The organism is Parasaccharibacter sp. TMW2.1890, assembly GCF_023337645.1.
In the GTDB taxonomy this organism is placed as follows: Bacteria; Pseudomonadota; Alphaproteobacteria; order Acetobacterales; family Acetobacteraceae; genus Bombella; species Bombella apis.
Genome location: NZ_NWUV01000002.1, coordinates 179,947 through 197,543 on the forward strand (window position 1 = coordinate 179,947; position 17,597 = coordinate 197,543).

Below are 17,597 nucleotides of genomic sequence, written 5' to 3' on the forward strand. Positions count from 1 at the left end.
AGGATGGTTTCCCCGGGCTCCAAAACGTCATAGGCTGTTTCATCGCTTTCCAACGCAGGACTGATGGCAGCCCATGACAACAGGCCTTTTCCTGACAATCATAGAAGCCATCCTGCCCATACTGGTCACGCTCGGGCTGGGGTATCTGGCAGCATGGCGGCGGGATTTTGATTCCCATCAGGCGGGTGTCCTCATCCGCCTTGTCATGCTTTATGCCCTGCCGCTGGCCCTCTTGGCCTCCATTCTCAGCACTCCACGGGAGCGGGTCCTCTCTGCGGGCCCGCTGGCTGCGCTGATCCTTGTTGCCATGCTGGGCGTGTATGTCGTCCTCTTTGCCATCCTGCGCTGGGGGCTGGGACGCCGACAGGGAGAAGCAGCCCTGATCACCATGACCGTGACAGGCCCTTCTGTTCCCTTCATCGGGATTCCTGTTCTTGGGCAGCTTTTTGGCCCAACCAGCGCCGTTCCCATTTCCGTCGCTTCGCTCATCATGAATCTCTGCCAGATTCCGCTGACACTGATCCTGATGAATCACGACCAGCAGCGCCAACAACGGCAGCAACAGGATGCCGAAACAAACCCCACATGGCAGACCACGCTACGAGAGCTGGGGGGCCATCTGCTCCATTCCTGCCGGGAACCCGTCGTCTGGGCGCCGATGCTGGCCTTCCTGATGGTTCTGGCCAATATTCACCTGCCCCTCCCCCTCAAAAGTTCACTCCAGCTGCTGGGACACGCCACGGGCGGCACGGCGCTGTTTGCCTCCGGGGTTGTCCTCTGCGCCCGGCAGGTCCGCTTCAGCCTGCCTGTAGGACTCATGGTGCTGGGCCGAAATGTCCTTATCCCTCTTGGTGTCTGCATGCTGGCCTTTGTCTGGCACCTTCCCTCTCTGACCTTGCAGGAAGGTGTCCTCGCCATGGCCATGCCCAGCGCTGCCATGAATGTCATTCTCGCCATGCGCTATCACATGATGGAGCGTGAAATCGCCTCGGTCCTTTTTTTCGGTACGATCAGCTCCATATTGACTCTGGCATTCTTCATATGGCTGACAAACGCATGACAGATTCATCCTCCTTTCCTTCATTTCTTTTTGTCTGCACCGGCAATATCTGCCGTTCTCCTCTGGCAGAGCTGGCCATGCGCCGGGAGGCGGAACAGCGCGGCCTGATGGTCGACATTGATTCCGCTGGCACGGGGAACTGGCATGAAGGCGACCGGCCTGACCCCCGTGCCCGTGCCACGGCACGGCGCCATGGTCTGGATGGCAACCAGCTCCGGGCCCGCCAGGTCAGGACCGTGGATTTTGACCGCTTCGACCATATCATCGCACTGGACCGGTCCCACCTTGCTGCCCTGAAAAAGCTTCAGCCTGCTGGTAGCAAGGCCCATGTCAGCCTTCTGCTGGACCATGTTTCCGGCCGGCGGGGGGATGATGTGGTCGACCCCTATTACGGTCCTGAAGAAGGCTTTGAAACTACGTGGCGGGATGTTGAAGCGGGCTGCAAGGCTCTGGCTGCCCGCTTTCTGGACAGACCTTCCACCTGCTAGGCAGCGGTCGGGTTGGACCTGATCCCCGCCTGCTCCCCACCTCTTGAAAGTGCGCATCATGACGGCAACACCAAAGACACAGCAGCATCTTCTCCTGCTGGAACCGCTCCCGGAACCCACACTGGCAACACTGGGGGAACATTTCGTCATCCATCACTTCAGCACCATGGATGAGCTAAAAAAAATCGCACCGGAAATCCGGGCCATTGCCACGGGCGGGTCCTATGGTGTGGCACCGGAGGTCATGGCCGCCCTCCCCCATCTGGAGATCATCGCCATCAATGGCGTCGGGCTGGACAGGATTGACCTTGCAGAAGCCAGGAGGCGGCATATCCGGGTTACCGTCACCACGGACATTTCCACCAATGACGTGGCCGACATGGCCATGCTCCTCCTGCTGGCCCTGAAGCGCAATCTCAGAAGCAATGAGCAGTTCCTGCTGAATGGCAGCTGGGCGGCTGGGAAACTGCCCCCTCTGGCTCATTCTCTCAATGGTCGGAAACTGGGAATCGCCGGTTTCGGTCGCATCGGTCAGGCCGTAGCCCGGCGGGCACAGGCCAGCAACATGGAGGTCGCCTACTTCAACCCCCACCCCCGTGAAGGCAGCCCTCTGACTTTTGAACCCAGTCTTGAAAAACTGGCCGCATGGGCGGATGTGCTCGTCATCACCCTTCCTGCCACTGCTGCCACAAAACATATCGTCAATGCCGACATACTGGCAGCACTTGGCAAGGATGGTGTGTTGATCAACACAGCCCGGGGCAGCGTGATTGATGAAGAAGCCCTGCTGGCCGCCCTGAAGGACAGGACGATCGCCGGGGCGGGGCTGGATGTCTTCCAGAATGAACCGACCATCAATCCGGCTTTTTCCACGCTGGACAATGTCGTGCTCCAGCCCCATCAGGCCTCCGCCACCATCGAGACACGGCTGGCCATGGGGCAGAACATCATCGACAACCTGCTGGCTCACTTCAGCAGGAAACCCCTGCTTACACCAGCCTGCTGACCCCTACGAAACATTACAGCCCGGGCCCCGTCAGACAGGTACCCGGGCTGTAAAATTCACCCTGCTGGAGCAGGCAGGCTCAGAACCATTCCTTGCGGTTCTGTACATAGATCCGATAAAAATCTTCATCAGATTTTGTCAGGTAAATCACTCCCTCGATGAAGGCGATCAACCCGATGATGACGGGAGGGAGCACCAGAATACACCCCAGAACCGACACCAGCAGCATGATCAGACCTGCCCGGGTGTATCCCAGATAAAATTTGTGGATGCCCAGCCCACCCAGAAAGAGGGCCAGAATCCCGGCAGCCGTTTTGGACTTGCCACCCACCTCTTCAAAGAGATTTCCTGCTGGCGTCTGGCCAGACCCGGGCACGATGAAAATGGACAGGGCCTCATCACCCTGCACATCAAAATCGACAACTGCACCATTCTTCAGGAAGGCACCTTCAGAGCCGAAGCTGGCCCCCTTGAAAGAGTAACGTTTTTCATCGTTCCCGCTAATGATGCCCTCACCATTGCGTATATCGTAGTTCAGGATCGTCCCGCGCATCTCATGTCTCCATCTTTACTGATTGGCCAAAACATTAAAATGAATTCGATCAGACATAAAGGAACATTTCTGTCAGAATTCCTCCCCAGACAGAAAATTGCTCCACTGGTATTTAAAAAGTAATGATTTATTCAGCAAACTGTTCCGCAATGATCCGTTCGGACAGGCTGTGATCAGGATCGAAAAGAAGCGTCACCTTCTTTTCATCGTCCAGCCTGACGATGACCTCACTCACGTCACGGATCTCCTCAGGCCCGGCCACAGCCGAAGCGGGACGTTTATCCGTGTCATAAAGCGTAAAACGGACTGTCACGCCTGCAGGCAGGAGAGCCCCCCGCCAGTGCCGGGGCTGGAACGGAGAAATGGGCGTGAGAGACAGCAGCTCCGCCCCCAAAGGAATGATGGGCCCATGGGCCGACCGGTTATACGCCGTTGAACCAGCCGGCGTAGCCAGAATGATGCCATCACAGATCAGACGGGACATCCGCACCCGGCCATCAATCTCAATGCCTATATGAACCGTCTGACGGGTCTCCCGATACAGAAACACGTCATTGAAACCAACACCTTCATGCAGCTCGCCAGACTTTGTCCGGGCCCACATGTGCAGGGGAGCAATCTCCGTATGCTGGGCATAAGCCAGCCGCTGGGGCAGGTGATCCTCCGCCGGGCTGTTCATGAGGAAACCGATTGTCCCATAATTCATGCCAAAGACAGGAATATCACTGCCACAGATATGCAGCAGCGTCTCCAGCATGAAGCCATCCCCCCCCAGACACACCAGCACCTCGGCCTGGTCCAGCGGGACATTGCCATAACGCTCAGTAAAACGCTCCAAGGCTTCCTGTGCAGCCTCGGTGGAAGCAGCAACAAAGGCAATGTTCATGGAGCGGCTCAGGGAGACCCGCCACCCTGATGCTCGATCACATCATAGGCAGCTGAACCGGGATAGGCCCCTTTGCGGACATCCAAGACCGAAGGACAGACCAGCCTGTCCTTGTCGTACAGGGCCAGTACCCAGATTTTCCGCCCATCGAGGCTGACCAGCCCATGCACCTTCACCTCATTGGCCAGACGCACGAACGGCAGCAGGGATTCCGGCATGACAACATCCCGCCCATCAGCGAACAGGACCCCATCACCCGTAATGCGACTGACCGTACCGGTGAAGACCGGAACGGGCTTCACGTCATACTGGCAGTCGGCTGCCTGAGCCACCACAGGAAGCCCGCCCAGCAGGCTCCCCATCAGGACGAAAAGAGCAGAAAATCGGGTGATCATCATGGAACCTCAATGTCTGAAGTGGCGCATCCCCGTGAAGACCATGGCAATCCCGGCAGCATCGGCTGCGTCAATCACTTCCTGGTCCCGGATGGACCCGCCGGGCTGGATGACAGCCGTGGCCCCTGCGGCAACCACACTCTCCAGCCCGTCCGCAAAGGGGAAGAACGCATCGGAAGCAGCAACGGACCCTTTTGTCAGAGCCTCGGACTCCCCGGCTGCATGCGCGGCATCCTCACTCTTGCGGGCGGCGATCCGGGCACTGTCCACACGGGACATCTGCCCGGCACCGATACCCACCGTAGCCTGATTCTTCACATAGATCACGGCGTTGGATTTCACATGTTTGGCAACACGGAAGGAGAAGAGAAGATCCGCCATTTCCTGCGCTGTCGGCTTGCGTTTGGTCACGACCTTCAGCATGTCCTCCGTGACATGCCCGTTATCCCGGCTCTGGGCAAGGAACCCGCCAGAAACGGACCGGAAGGACAGGCCCGGAGCCTGTGCATCCGGCACACCACCAGTCAGCAGCAGGCGCAGGTTCTTCTTCTTCGCCAGAATGGCTTTCGCCCCTTCATCAGCATCAGGAGCCACGATCACCTCGGTAAAGATCGCACTGATCTGCTCCGCCGTAGCCTCATCCAGCGTGCGGTTCAGGGCCACGATTCCACCAAAGGCTGAAACCGGATCGCAGCGCAGCGCAGCCTTCCATGCCTCAACCAGCGTGGCGGCAGAAGCCACACCACACGGATTGGCATGTTTGACGATCACCACCGTCGGCTCGTCAAACTCGGCCACAGCCTCGAAGGCAGCATCCGTGTCATTCAGGTTGTTGTAGCTCAGAGCCTTGCCCTGAATCTGCTTTGCCGTGGCCAGACCGGGCCGGGCACTGCCATCCCGATAGAAGGCCGCTGCCTGATGGGGATTCTCACCATAGCGCAGCAGCTCGTCACGCTGGCCGGAGAGTGTCAGGACCGGCGGCAGGGCGACCTTGCCCTCTTCATCACCCTGGCGGGTAAACCAGGCGGAGATCATGCCATCATAGGCTGCCGTATGGGTGTAGGCCGCAGCGGCCCAGTCCCGGCGTTCGGCCAGCGTCGTGCCGCCCTGCTCCAGAGCCGCCAGAAAGCCCGCATACTGGGCCGGGCTTGTCAGGATGGCCACGGAGGCAAAATTCTTGGCGGCAGCCCGCACCATGGCCGGACCACCAATATCGATATTCTCCACGCACTGCTCTGCATCCGCACCGGATGCCACCGTGGCCGCAAAAGGATACAGATTGACGCAGACCAGATCGATCGGCGCAATGCCATGTTCCTGCATCTGCGCCTTATGCTCTTCCTTGTCCCGCCGCCCAAGGATACCGCCATGAATCCACGGTACCAGCGTCTTGACCCGGCCATCCAGAATCTCGGGGAAGCCCGTATGCTCGGAGACTTCCTTTACCGGCAGGCCAGCCTCACGCAGCGTGCGGGCCGATCCACCCGTGGAGAGGATTTCAACATTCCGGGCCACGAGGGCACGGGCCAGATCAACCAGCCCTGTCTTGTCGGAAACGGACAGAAGGGCACGACGGGGAGAAAAGCGTGTATCAGTCATGCTTGTGGCATATCCCTCACCTTCCGGCTGTGCAAGACAGATTCACATCACGACCTCGCAAAAAAGCCACGTTTCTGTCTCCCCAGCCCTACCGGACCGATCTTTCCCCGCTCCTTCCTCCAGCCTCTGCCGTCATGCGCTGCTCGGTGGCAGCCAGCACGGGCTGCCAGCCCCCACCCAGTGCCCGATAAAGACTGACAGCAGCCAGTGTCGTCTCCATCCGCAGATCCGCCAACGTCACCTGACTGGAGAGCAACATGGACTCCGCCCGGTCCACTTCCAGAAAAGGTACGGCCCCATCCTCATATTGCAGGCGGGCAGCCCGGTAAGCCTTCCGGTTCTGCGCCACAAGTTCCGTGACATGCTGATAGCGGAGCTGAATCTGGGCCAGCCTCGTGATGGCATCATCCACATCCCGCCACGCATTCAGGACCGTCTGCCGATACGCCAGAGCAGCTTCCTGCTGCTCGGCCTTCTTCAGGGACAGCGTGCCCCGCAGGCGCCCCCCCTCAAAGATCGGCACGTTCACGGTCGGGCCAAGCGTGAAATACTTGGCCGCAGGCATGAAGAAGTCCCCGGCCGAAAGGCTCTGCGTCCCCAGATTGCCCGCCAGATTGATATCCGGATAGAAGGCCGCCTTCGCTGCCCCGACCTCCGCCGTGGCCGCATGGAGGCGGGCATCCGCCACCATGATGTCCGGCCTGCGCTGCGCCAGACTGGAGGGCACATCCACCCCGACAGAAACGGGCACATCCAGCTGGGGCTGGACCGGCAGAAGGTCCTCCTCCAGCGCACGGGGCGGAAGGTCCAGCATGACCCCCATCGTGTTGATCAGGGCGGCCTGCATGTCCCGCAGGGGCGGCAGGGCACTGTCCGTCTGCTCCACCTGCCCACGGGCCTGCGCCACTTCCAGATCATTGGCCGCCCCCTCCTTCTGGCGGGCCAGCACGAGGGCCAGATCATGCCGCACGAGGGCCTGATGCCGTTCTGTCAGGCCTATCTGGGCCTGAACCGCCCGCAGGCGCAGATAGGCCTCCACGAAATCGGCCAGACGGGCCAGCGCAATGCCACGGGCATAGGCCTGCTGCTCGTCCACACGGGCCTTTCCGGCTTCCACAAGGCGACGGATGCGGCCAAACACATCCATGTCCCACGAGGCCGAGCCGATATTGGCATACTGCTCATATTGCAGGTTGGAGCCCGGAGCTGGCTGGGCGAGCGTCAGGAAGCCCTTCCGGCTCTGCTGTGTCCATGTATAGGACCCGGCCCAGTTCAGGCTGGGAACACCTTCCGCCGCCACGACCTTCAGCTGCCCCCGGGCCTGAAGCACACGGGTGGCGGCCTGCCGGATATCCAGATTCTCCCGGGAGAGCCGCTCCACAAGCCGGTTCAGGACCGGGTCATGCCATTGCTGCCACCAGCTGACATCCACCGTGGCCGGACTGGTGAAACCACGGCTCCGCCTCTCCCGCACATCCGCCGCCTTCTGCCAGGCGGCAGGCTGATCGTTCTCCTTCGGGGTATGATAGTCCGGCCCCATCCGCACACATCCACCCAGAGAGACCAGCCCCAGCATGGCCCATCTGGCCACTTTCCCCCGACCGCAGACAGACAGACCCTTCATGCTCATTTGTCCGTCACCGCCCGGTCCGTCCGGGTCTGCGCCCTGACCACGGAACTCAGCCCCGTATCCACGGTCGTCTCGACAGAGAAACCCATCCGCAGCAGGCGGGCCAGAGGCTGCCCCGGCACCAGCGTGATCTTGACGGGCAGACGCTGGACGATCTTGGTGAAGTTGCCGGTCGCATTCTCCGGGGCCAGAGGCGCAAAGGCCGCACCGGAGGCCGGAGGCACGCTGTCCACAACACCATCAAGGTCGATGTCGTACGCATCCACATGGATGTGGGCCTTCTGGCCGGGGCGCATGTGCTGGAGGGCCAGCTCCCGATAGTTCGCCTCGATCCAGAGCTGGTCCATCGGCACGACCACCATCAGGGCTGCGCCATCAGGCACATAGTTGCCGCTCTGCACCGTGCGCTCCCCGACCATGCCATCAAAGGGCGCACGGATGGCCGTATAGGACAGGTTCAGCTCGGCCTGATGCACCCGTGCCCGGTCCACGTCCACCTGACGGCGGCTGGAATCCTGCCGGGCCTCCAGCACACGGAGCTGCGCCTCGGCGGCATCCCTCTGGGCTTCCGCTGCCTGAAGGGACGCCGTCAGATCATCCAGACTGGCCCGGGTCCGCTCACCCTCTTCCCGGCTGCCTGCACCATTGAGGGCCAGATGGGCATAGCGGCTGGCATTCTGCCGTGCGAACAGGAGCTGGGCGGAAAGCTGGGCCACCCGTGCCTTTGCCTCGGCAATGATGGCGGGCTGGCGGGCCACGCTGGCAGCGGCATCCATCACGAGGGCACGGTCATGGGCTTCCACCGCCCGGGCCTGGTCCAGGGCCGTCTGATAGTCCCGTGGGTCCAGCTGCACCAGAATGTCCCCGGCATGGACGGTCTGGTTGTCATCCACCGGGACGGACACGACCTGCCCCGGCACACGGGGAGCAATGACGCTGTAATGGGCCGTCACGTAGGCATCATTCGTCCAGACATGCGCTGCGGGCACAAAAACAATGACCAGCACGCTGATGATGAAGGCAAGGATGATCCCCCCGGCCAGCAGGAACGGCCAGCGTCGCCGTCTTTCCCGTGCCAGAGCAGCCCCGTCACTCGGAACCGTTCTGGTGACACTGGCCTGCGGGCGGGCATCTCCGGCCTGTTTGTCTGATTTCTGCGTCATCCCCATCTCCCCCGCCTTGTCATGCCCATCATCCCGTGTCTCTGCTCTTCCCTCATGCCCTGACTGTCTCCTTGTGATGAGCTGCCGGATGGTCAGGGGATTTCCTTGCTCCACGGGGAGCGAACACGACCCATGGCGGATAGGTCCGCACGGGGACAAGCAGGATGAAAACCATCAATACCCCCAGCAGGGCGGCCAGAACGCAGAACAGGTCCGACAGGGTCAGAACGGCTGTCTGATGATGGAACTGCTCCTTGAGGTACCCCATGCTTCCCCGATAGCGGGGCCGTCCGTCCGGCAGGAGCGGTGTCGGACTCTGGATGAGCGGGCTGCTGCCCTGCACCAGCGCATAACGATACTGCCCCAGATGATCCGCCAGCCTGTCCGAATGAAGCCCGCCCCGCCAGCGGCCCACAAGCTCCATCAGCCATGTACCACCAACCATCATGAAGGCCCGTGGCATGTTCACCAGAGCCACGGCAAAGGGCGATTCTTCCGCCACCACAGCATTGGTGGACATCAGCAGAAGGGAGGACAGCACCATCACACCGCCAATCCCCTGAAGAAACTGCCAGAGATAGAATTCCGGCCTCTGCCACACGGAAGTGACCAGTGAATCTCCACAACAGGCGATGAACATGCAGACCATGCCGAAGAAGCCGACAATCCGGCAGTCCACATCCCGCCGGTTGAGCAGGTAACCCACCAGCGGGGCTATGGCGATCTCCACGGCGGCAACTTCCAGCGTCACGAGATAGCTCTGCTCGGGCCGGTACCCCACAACCTTCGTCAGGAACTGCAAGGGCACGGCGGAGGCCGAAAGGGACACCACCACGAACAGGCTGATCCCCCCGACCCCGTAAATGTAATTGTTCCGGCTGAGCAGCTGAAAACGGAAAAACGGCAGAGGATGCTTCCATTCATTCCAGATCAGCAGTGGCACGGCTGCCAGCCCGATGGCGCCCAGCACACAGACCAGCGGTGAATTGAACCAGTCCAGCCAGTCCCCAAGGGAGAGGACGGTCGTCAGACACCAGGCCGCCACGGCAAAGAACAGAAGGCCATACCCGTTGAAAATCTGGAGCCGATGATGCTGTGGCTCCATGACGGGCATCCCGTACCAGATGAGCAGCCCTGCCAATGCTCCCAGCGGAATGGCCTGAAGGAAGATCCACTGCCAGCTGAGCAGGTCCGTCCATAATCCGGCAAGCATTGTCCCAAGATAGGGGAAACAGGTGGAAACCAGCGTGTAGGCCACCAGGCCATAGGCCCGGAGGTTGAAGGGCAGTATCTTGAGAATGGAAAACATGAGCAGCGGGATGGCGAAACCACCGGCCAGCCCCTGCACACTCCGCAGGATGTAAAGCAGGAGCGGCGTCTGGCAGAACGCCGTGGGCACGATGCTGCACACCGCCAGTCCCAGCACGAAAAAGGCCCACCGCCGCAGGCTGAAAGTAATGGCCATCCACGGCGAAAGTCCGGCCCCGATGACCTGTGCTGACGTATAGAGACTGACAAACCAGCGGGACGGATCATGGCTCAGTCCCATCCCGCCCATGATGTCATTGAGACCCTGCGCCGAGACCTGTTCGTTCAGTGTCGTCATGATGGCCGTCAGCAGCACACCGGACAGGCCGATGATTGACGTCATATGAGCACGAACAGCCTGCAACAATCCCTCCTGACTGACTGGTCAGAGTTGTATCAGGGAACGGGATACATTTTAACTGAAAGATCACTTTTTCATGATTATCCGACCAGTCTGTTACCTGAATACAACAGGCACCCCGTCCACACTCTTTCCTGTAGCGAGATACAAAAATGGCGGGGTACAGCCATGCCGTACAGCCCGCCATCTTTCAGACCGGGGGAACTCCCCCCGGTTCATGCAGCGCCAGTCTTAGCGCAGGCCCAGAGCCTTGGTCCGCTTGGCGACTTCCTCAGGAGACGCATCGCCAGCTGTCAGCCAGGAACCACCGACACAGCCAACGGTCGGCAGGGCCAGCCAGTCCTTGTAGGTAGCCTCGGTGATGCCGCCTGTCGGGCAGAAACGCACGCCAAGGTTGCCAAACACGGCGGACAGACCCTTGAGGGCCGGGATGCCACCGTTGGTCATGGCCGGGAAGAACTTGAAGCGGCGCAGCCCCAGGTCCAGACCCATCATGATGTCGCTGGCATTGGCCGTGCCGGGCAGGAACGGAATGTCACGCTCCAGCGCACCCTTGGCCAGAGCCGGCGTGATGCCCGGGCTGACGATGAACTTCGCACCGGCCTTGATGGCCTTGTCCATCTGCTCGGTATTCAGCACCGTACCGGCACCGACCAGAGCTCCCTCAACCTTGGACATCTCAGAGATGACATCCAGAGCAGCCGGTGTACGCAGTGTCACTTCCAGAGTGGAGATGCCACCAGCGACCAGAGCCTCGGCGATCGGACGGGCCTTGGCCACATCCTCAACCACCAGAACAGGCATAATCGGGCTGCGGTCCATCACCGCATCCAGTCTCTCGATGTAGCTCATACCTCGGTTCCTTTCTCAACATCGTCACCGATTTCTTCAAGTTCACGATCCATCATGAACAGCATCGGTGAAGCACCCTCTTCGGCGGACGGAGCCACCTCACGCATGAGGGCGAACAGTTCACGCCCCGTACCGGCTGTCGCACGGTGCGGCTTGGTCGGCGTGCGGGCGGCCCATTCCTTCTCATCCACCAGAGCTTCCAGCTTGCCGGTGCGGGCACAGACACGGATGACATCGCCATCACGCACCTTGGCGAGCGGTCCGCCCACCTGGGCTTCTGGACCAACATGCACCACGGCCGGAACCTTGCCGCTGGCACCGGAGAGACGGCCATCCGTCACCAGAGCCACCTTGAAACCCTGGTCCAGCTCGACGCCGAGGGACGGGATCAGGTTGTGCAGCTCGGGCATCCCGTTGCCACGGGGCCCCTGGCCGATGACGACCACAACGACATCACGATGCAGCTCGCCAGCCTTCTGGGCTTCCTTCACGGCGGTCTGGGACTGGAAGACACGGGCCGGAGCCTCGATGGTCAGCAGGTTGTCTGCCACGGCGCTGGACTTGTACACGCCACGACCCAGATTGCCCTGAAGCAGCTGGATGCCCCCCACCGGGTGGAACGGCTCCTTCGCACCACGCAGGATTTCCGGATCGCTGGAAGGCTTGGCCGGCGTGTAGACGACGTTCTTGTCATTCCCCATCAGGGCACGCTTGGCGTAGTCCTCAAGGCCGTTTTCGGAGATGGTCGGAGCATCACGGTGCAGCAGACCTGCATCGGACAGCTCGGCGATGACCGTCGGCAGGCCACCAACCTCGTTGAACTTGTTCACATCGGACGGACCGCTCGGATAGACCTTGCAGAGTGTCGGCACGACGGCAGAGAGATCGGAGAAATCTTCCCAGTTCACGATGATGCCAGCAGCACGGGCCACGGCCGGGATATGGATGGTATGGTTCGTGGAACCACCTGTTGCCATCAGGCCGACAATCGCATTGACGATGGCCTTCTCATTGACAACTTCCGCCATCGGGCGGGGATCCTTGCCCTTGTTGCTGATCTCGACCAGACGATGCACACCGGCACGTGTCATGGCCTGACGCAGTGGCGTATCAACCGGAATGAAGGAGGAATCCGGCATCATCAGCCCAAGGAACTCCGCCATCATCTGGTTGGTATTGGCCGTACCATAGAAAGTACAGGTCCCTTCGCTGTGATAGGAAGCCATTTCGGCTTTCATCAGCTCATCCTTGCCGATCTTGCCCTGCACATAGAGCTGACGGACACGGACCTTTTCCTTGTTCGGCAGGCCGGAGGTCATCGGGCCGGAGGGGATCAGCATACCCGGCAGGTGGCCGAAGCGCAGCGCACCCATCAGCAGGCCCGGCACGATCTTGTCGCAGATGCCAAGCAGAGCAACACCATCATACATGGCATGGCTGAGACCGACAGCCGTGGACTGGGCGATCACATCACGGGAGAACAGGGAGAGGTCCATCCCCTCCTGCCCCTGCGTAACGCCGTCACACATGGCCGGAGCCCCACCAGCAACCTGAGCCGTGGCACCAACCTCACGCGCAAAAACCTTCATCTGCTCTGGATAACGGCCATAGGGCTCGTGTGCGGAGAGCATGTCATTATAGGTCGTAATGATCCCCAGATTGGGACGCTGCTCAAACACCAGCTCCTGCTTGTCAGCAGCGCTGGAGGCAGCGACGGCGTGAGCCAAGTTGCCACAGGTCAGCCGGGACCTGTCTGCACCTTTTTCACGATTACGCTCCATAAGAGTGAGGTAACGACGGCGGGACGTCTTGGACCGCTCAATAATTCTGGACGTTACACTCTCAACAACGGAATTCAGAGACATTGAAGCACTCGCTGTTCGGCTGGACACCCCACAGACAGACGGATAATTCCCCCTGAGAGACACGGCATCATATTATCATCGCTCGCTTTCCACTCTCATCGAGGAAAGCACGCATCGCCTTTTTTAGGGAAAGACGTCTCACCGGGCAAGCGGGCCACCCATGCACATCTCAGTCATCATCATCTCGCCTACGGCAAGTCCATTTTACGAAAAAGGGCAGTTTCCGGTGGGTTTTTAAAGAAAAACCCAGCTGGAGCCTCATGCTGCCATGCATGAAACTCCAGTCTGGGCTTTGTGAAACGAACCCCTCGGCATGCCGGATCAGAGCTCAGCTGGGCGAGTCACGCCCCTGCTCCTCCTCACGGAAGCTCGGCCACTGGCCATCAGCCAGAGAAACGAGAGACGGCGTGGCCACATGGAGACGGCGGCCATATACCCAGTCATTGGTCAGAACATTGCGTACATACTGGCGCGTTTCCGGGCTGGGCAGGCACTCTATGAACATCAGCGGGTCCTGAAGACCCTTCTGGCCGCTTTCCCATCGGAGAATGGCCTGTGGTCCCGCATTGTAGGAGGCCAGAACTTTCAGCAGCGACGCCCCATCACTCTGTTCCCCCTGGGCAAGGCTGTGGGCCAGATAAAGCATATAGAGCTGCCCGACCTCCAGATTATAGCCCGGCTCCCGCAGGCGGCGCTGCATTTCCTGATTGAAATCATCACTGGAAGCCGCTGCAACCGTCTGAGGCAGGTGGTACTGCTCACTTACGAAGCTGGCCGTCGTCGGCCTCACCTGCATCATCCCGTACGCCCCGGCAGCCGATGATGCCGTGGCGTCAAAATTGGATTCCATCCGGGCCACCGCATAAACGAGCGCCGACGACAGACGGAAACCATGATGGGGCCGCAGATCGGGCAATGGCCCCAGAGCATCCTTGAACTCTTCTTTATGATCCAGTTTTGCCAGCGCCTGCTCCATCTGGTCAGCCAGAGCACGCATCCCGGCCTTTCTGACGACGAGCTGGAGCGAATGTGCCCGAACAGGGTCAGCCAGCGCATCCTGCCACATCTGGCGGGCCAGCATCTCGGCACGCCCCTGCTCACCGAGCTGGATCAGGGCGAAAAGATGCTCCCCCTCCCCCATGGAGGCCACGACATTAATGTCCACCTCACTCAGGGATGCCTGCTTCGCACCAGCCCGCCCGATCGTGGAAAGGGCGCCGGAAACGGCAGCGGCCTGTGATTTCTCGGAATGCAGCAGGCGCCCGGCCAGCAGGCCATAGAAACTCTCACTCTGCACGGATGTCCGGCGCAGCCATGTACGATACAGGGCTGTCTTGCCGTGCCGCTCCGCCACACGTCCGGCCCAGAAAGACGCCGCAGCCTGCACGTCACCATCTGTCTGCTCGGCATTGGCCGCCGTTTCGAACAGGCTGTAGGCCGCATCAAGCTGGCCCTCCCGCCAGGCAGCCAGACCAGCTGCAAAAGCAGGAAGCCCAACCCGGTACTGCCCTTTCTCCAGTCCGGCAGAACCAACACGCAGCGCTGTCCGTGTATCACCCTGGCTCAGAGCCTGCATGGCAATCTCGCCATACAGCTGGGCAGCATAAGCCGGAGACATCCCCGGTGTGACACGCAGCTGGGCCAGTGCCCTGCGGACACCTTCCTCCCCGGAGGAGGCCTTGTCCATGAGGTCCCGCTCCAGAAAACCATTGCGGACCAGTGTCTGGGAAAAGGACGTCGCCCGGTCGGACTGCTGGATATCCGCAACATTCCGGTACCCGGCAGACGGAGCAGCAGCAGACACCCCCCGACGCAGCTCTTCCTGCTTCTGCCTGAGCAGCGGGGCATCAGGAAGAGCCGGATAACGACGGAGCCAGCTGTCCAGCTCGGACTCGGAAGGAGTGAAATATATACTCAGGTACCGCTCGGCCAGATAATCCGGCAGCAGGAGCTGTCCCGCCGTGCCATCCGTCCCCGGGCCATGGGTCAATTCCCCGAGACGGGCCGCATCACCTGAGCGGACTGCCGCAAAAAGCGCCCTGTAGTGTCCGGCCACCGTGGCCGGCAAAGGATGAGGCAGGGAAACCCCCGCCATGGAAGAAGGTGGTGCATCGTGGCCCTCACCGTCTGAATACTCCGGCACGTGGGACGGAAAAGAAAGAGCCTGCCCCTGCGCCGGAAAAACAGTGTTTCCCGCCAGAATGGCAGCACCGAGAACGGCACCACGCCACACTGCGGGAGACCCACATGGCAATATCCATCGCATAATGCCGAGGGACGTAACCCGCTTTTATTTTTCTGGCAACCCTTGACGTCAAGCCAGACAATTCCAGTGTGCCTTTCATAGTAACGGCTCCCTAGCCAGGAATCCAGAATATTCTTCTGATTTTACACGCTGTTAGCTTTTTTTCTGTATCTGGTCAGCGGTAGAATTAAGAAATTATGAAATTCACTCCCATTCCGGCCCTCAGCCTCCTGCATCAACACCTGTTCCCGACTACGAATCGGCAGCCTGCGCTGCTTCCTGTGAGAGAGTCGCATCCAGCAGGAGCATGTCAGCCCACAGCGCCTTCCGCCGTCCCGCCGTTTCCCCCAGCTGGGCCGGGTGCCAGAGAGGTAACAGAGGCACACCCCCCTCCAGCCCTGGCACATGAGCCTCATGCCAGCGCCCCCGCAACTGACTCAGCCGGGAGGTATTCTGTAAGAGCATGGCAGCGGGCGTACTGCCCATCGTCACAATCCGGCGAGGTCGTGCCAGTGCCACTGCCCTGTGCAGAATGGGCAGGCAGGCTTCCACATCACGCTGTGAGGCACGCTGCCCTCCCGGCGGGCGCCAGGGGATGGCCGGCGCCATGGAAAGCTGGGACCGCTTCAACCCTATGGAGGCCAATATCCTGTCCAACAGGGCCCCCATGGGACCAGCGAAAAGAGTTCCATGCCGGTCCTCATCCTCATTTGGCACATCCCCCACCAGCAGAAATGGGGCTCCCTCCACGATGACAGGTGCCAGATGATGCTTGGCCGTCCGCATCAGGCCAACGCCCGGCAGCTGCTGGCTGGCCTTCAGCAGGGCGGCAACATCCCGGGCCGCAGCGATATCAGCCAACACCTCGTCCCGCCCCCTGACAACACGACGGGATGCGGAAGGTTTCTCCACTGGAGCAGCAGCCTTCTGGCGGGCCCGCACACGATCTGGCAGAACAAGGCTCTCACCCCAGACATCCCACGGCATGTCCTCCATGACAGCATCCACACCCCATTCCTGATGCAGACGGAGGGCAGCAAGAGCATCCTGAGCAGAGCAGGCCGGGAAAGATGCCATGATGAGCGAGATCTCTTCTCTACAGTTCCACGGGATGAAGGGGCGGCTGCACCCCCTCATGGTCTTTGAGCTTTCAATTTGTTACATAGCCTCATCGGAAATGAACACCCCTCCCCCGGACATGGTGCCAGAGCAGATCAGTCTCCCGCCTTGCCCGGCCTCTTCTGCAAGGATGCCCTGCCATGGCGCTGCATCAGGATATGGCTCACGCCAAGATCAATCTGTTCCTCCACGTCACCGGGCGCCGTGAAGACGGATACCACCTGCTGGACAGTCTGGCTGTCTTTGCTGGAGCAGGTGACCATCTCCACCTCTCCACCGGACCACAGGGTCAGGCAGACAGCCTCACGCTACAGGGTCCTTTCGCAAAAGGACTGGAAGCGGATGAAAACAACCTTGTCCTGAAGGCCGCCCGGGCCCTGCGCCAGACCCGGGGGGAGGAAGCAGCCAGACAGCCCGCCGCTGCCCTCACGCTGGAAAAACGGCTACCGGTGGCATCCGGCATTGGCGGGGGCTCTGCCGATGCCGCCTGCGCCCTGCGCCTGCTGACCCGTTACTGGAGCCTCCCAATGGAAGCGGCCGCCCATGTCGCCCCAACACTGGGGGCGGATGTCCCAGTCTGTCTGGCACAAAAAGCCACACGCATGGAAGGGATTGGTGACATCCTGACAGCAGCCCCGCCCCTGCCAGAGATGGGGATGCTTCTGGTCAATCCGGGGGTCGGTGTCTCCACCCCGAGCATTTTCCGACGTCTGGCAGAAACAGGCGGCATCACCCCCCGCCCGCCACTTGCCTTCCCGGAAGCAGGCTGGCCCACGCTGGACGCTCTCATCGCCTTTCTGGCGCAGACGGAAAACGACCTCCAACCCCATGCCATCGCTCAGGCGCCCGTCATTGCGACCGTACTGGAAACTCTGGCAACCCTACCGCAGGTGCGGTTCCATCGCATGAGTGGGTCAGGAGCGACCTGTTTCGCCCTGTTCGAGACAGCTGACCAAGCCATCAGGGCCGCAGACCATCTGATGGACAGGGACATAGCCCAGGCATGGTGGCACTGGGCAGGACCGGTCCTGCCCTGAACCCACCGGCATTCAGAATGCCCTGCAACA

The 17,597-nt window shown here is 60.7% G+C and carries 15 protein-coding genes; 4 read left to right on the top strand and 11 right to left on the bottom strand.

The window, feature by feature from the left end; translation table 11 throughout:
• Nucleotides 1–73: 73 nt before the first annotated feature.
• Genes CPA54_RS05550 through CPA54_RS05560 form a run of 3 tightly spaced genes read left to right on the top strand, consistent with a single transcriptional unit; the run spans nt 74 to nt 2,554 of the window.
• On the top strand, nt 74–1,060 hold the full coding sequence (locus CPA54_RS05550) for an AEC family transporter (protein WP_249085795.1): 987 nt from the start codon (nt 74–76) through the stop codon (nt 1,058–1,060).
• Nucleotides 1,057–1,548 (top strand): low molecular weight protein-tyrosine-phosphatase, encoded by a 492-nt coding sequence (locus CPA54_RS05555; RefSeq protein ID WP_043558581.1) that lies wholly within the window; start codon nt 1,057–1,059, stop codon nt 1,546–1,548. The genes CPA54_RS05550 and CPA54_RS05555 overlap by 4 nt, the downstream gene beginning before the upstream one ends.
• 58 nt (nt 1,549–1,606) lie before the next feature.
• Nucleotides 1,607–2,554: a 2-hydroxyacid dehydrogenase gene (locus CPA54_RS05560; protein ID WP_249085796.1), complete on the top strand. Its 948-nt coding sequence runs from the start codon at nt 1,607–1,609 to the stop codon at nt 2,552–2,554.
• Nucleotides 2,555–2,633: 79 nt separating this feature from the next.
• Here the strand turns inward: CPA54_RS05560 and CPA54_RS05565 are convergent, their stop codons facing one another.
• The 11 genes from CPA54_RS05565 to CPA54_RS05615 all read right to left on the bottom strand — a co-directional run bounded on the left by CPA54_RS05565 (nt 2,634) and on the right by CPA54_RS05615 (nt 16,548).
• A complete protein-coding gene (locus CPA54_RS05565; protein ID WP_043558287.1) occupies nt 2,634–3,107 on the bottom strand; it encodes a TM2 domain-containing protein in 474 nt (157 codons plus the stop codon).
• A 127-nt stretch (nt 3,108–3,234) separates the two neighbouring features.
• Nucleotides 3,235–3,993 carry an NAD kinase gene (locus CPA54_RS05570; protein ID WP_043558284.1) on the bottom strand — a complete coding sequence of 253 codons (759 nt, stop codon included), beginning with the start codon at nt 3,991–3,993 and terminating at the stop codon, nt 3,235–3,237.
• Between the two features lie 8 nt (nt 3,994–4,001).
• Nucleotides 4,002–4,391 carry a hypothetical protein gene (locus CPA54_RS05575; RefSeq protein WP_081562697.1) on the bottom strand — a complete coding sequence of 130 codons (390 nt, stop codon included), beginning with the start codon at nt 4,389–4,391 and terminating at the stop codon, nt 4,002–4,004.
• A 6-nt stretch (nt 4,392–4,397) separates the two neighbouring features.
• Complete coding sequence (gene purH, locus CPA54_RS05580) at nt 4,398–5,987, bottom strand: bifunctional phosphoribosylaminoimidazolecarboxamide formyltransferase/IMP cyclohydrolase (protein WP_249085798.1); 1,590 nt, start codon at nt 5,985–5,987, stop codon at nt 4,398–4,400.
• Nucleotides 5,988–6,075: 88 nt separating this feature from the next.
• On the bottom strand, nt 6,076–7,611 hold the full coding sequence (locus CPA54_RS05585) for an efflux transporter outer membrane subunit (protein ID WP_227449677.1): 1,536 nt from the start codon (nt 7,609–7,611) through the stop codon (nt 6,076–6,078).
• Nucleotides 7,612–7,613: 2 nt separating this feature from the next.
• A complete protein-coding gene (locus CPA54_RS05590) occupies nt 7,614–8,780 on the bottom strand; it encodes an HlyD family secretion protein (protein WP_081562703.1) in 1,167 nt (388 codons plus the stop codon).
• A gap of 52 nt (nt 8,781–8,832) precedes the next feature.
• Nucleotides 8,833–10,431, bottom strand: coding sequence for an MFS transporter (locus tag CPA54_RS05595; protein ID WP_192848430.1), 1,599 nt, complete (start codon nt 10,429–10,431; stop codon nt 8,833–8,835).
• 249 nt (nt 10,432–10,680) lie between these two features.
• Nucleotides 10,681–11,301 (bottom strand): bifunctional 4-hydroxy-2-oxoglutarate aldolase/2-dehydro-3-deoxy-phosphogluconate aldolase, encoded by a 621-nt coding sequence (gene eda / locus CPA54_RS05600; protein WP_043558277.1) that lies wholly within the window; start codon nt 11,299–11,301, stop codon nt 10,681–10,683.
• The gene (gene edd / locus CPA54_RS05605; protein ID WP_043558274.1) at nt 11,298–13,166 is read right to left on the bottom strand and encodes a phosphogluconate dehydratase; all 1,869 of its coding nucleotides are present in this window, start codon (nt 13,164–13,166) and stop codon (nt 11,298–11,300) included. The genes eda and edd overlap by 4 nt, the downstream gene beginning before the upstream one ends.
• Before the next feature lie 328 nt (nt 13,167–13,494).
• On the bottom strand, nt 13,495–15,399 hold the full coding sequence (locus tag CPA54_RS09210; protein WP_249085800.1) for a lytic transglycosylase domain-containing protein: 1,905 nt from the start codon (nt 15,397–15,399) through the stop codon (nt 13,495–13,497).
• 264 nt (nt 15,400–15,663) lie between these two features.
• Nucleotides 15,664–16,548, bottom strand: coding sequence for a uracil-DNA glycosylase (locus CPA54_RS05615; protein WP_249085802.1), 885 nt, complete (start codon nt 16,546–16,548; stop codon nt 15,664–15,666).
• A gap of 122 nt (nt 16,549–16,670) precedes the next feature.
• Between CPA54_RS05615 and CPA54_RS05620 the strand changes: the two genes are divergently transcribed.
• Complete coding sequence (locus CPA54_RS05620) at nt 16,671–17,567, top strand: 4-(cytidine 5'-diphospho)-2-C-methyl-D-erythritol kinase (RefSeq protein WP_043558269.1); 897 nt, start codon at nt 16,671–16,673, stop codon at nt 17,565–17,567.
• The last annotated feature ends 30 nt before the right edge of the window (nt 17,568–17,597 follow it).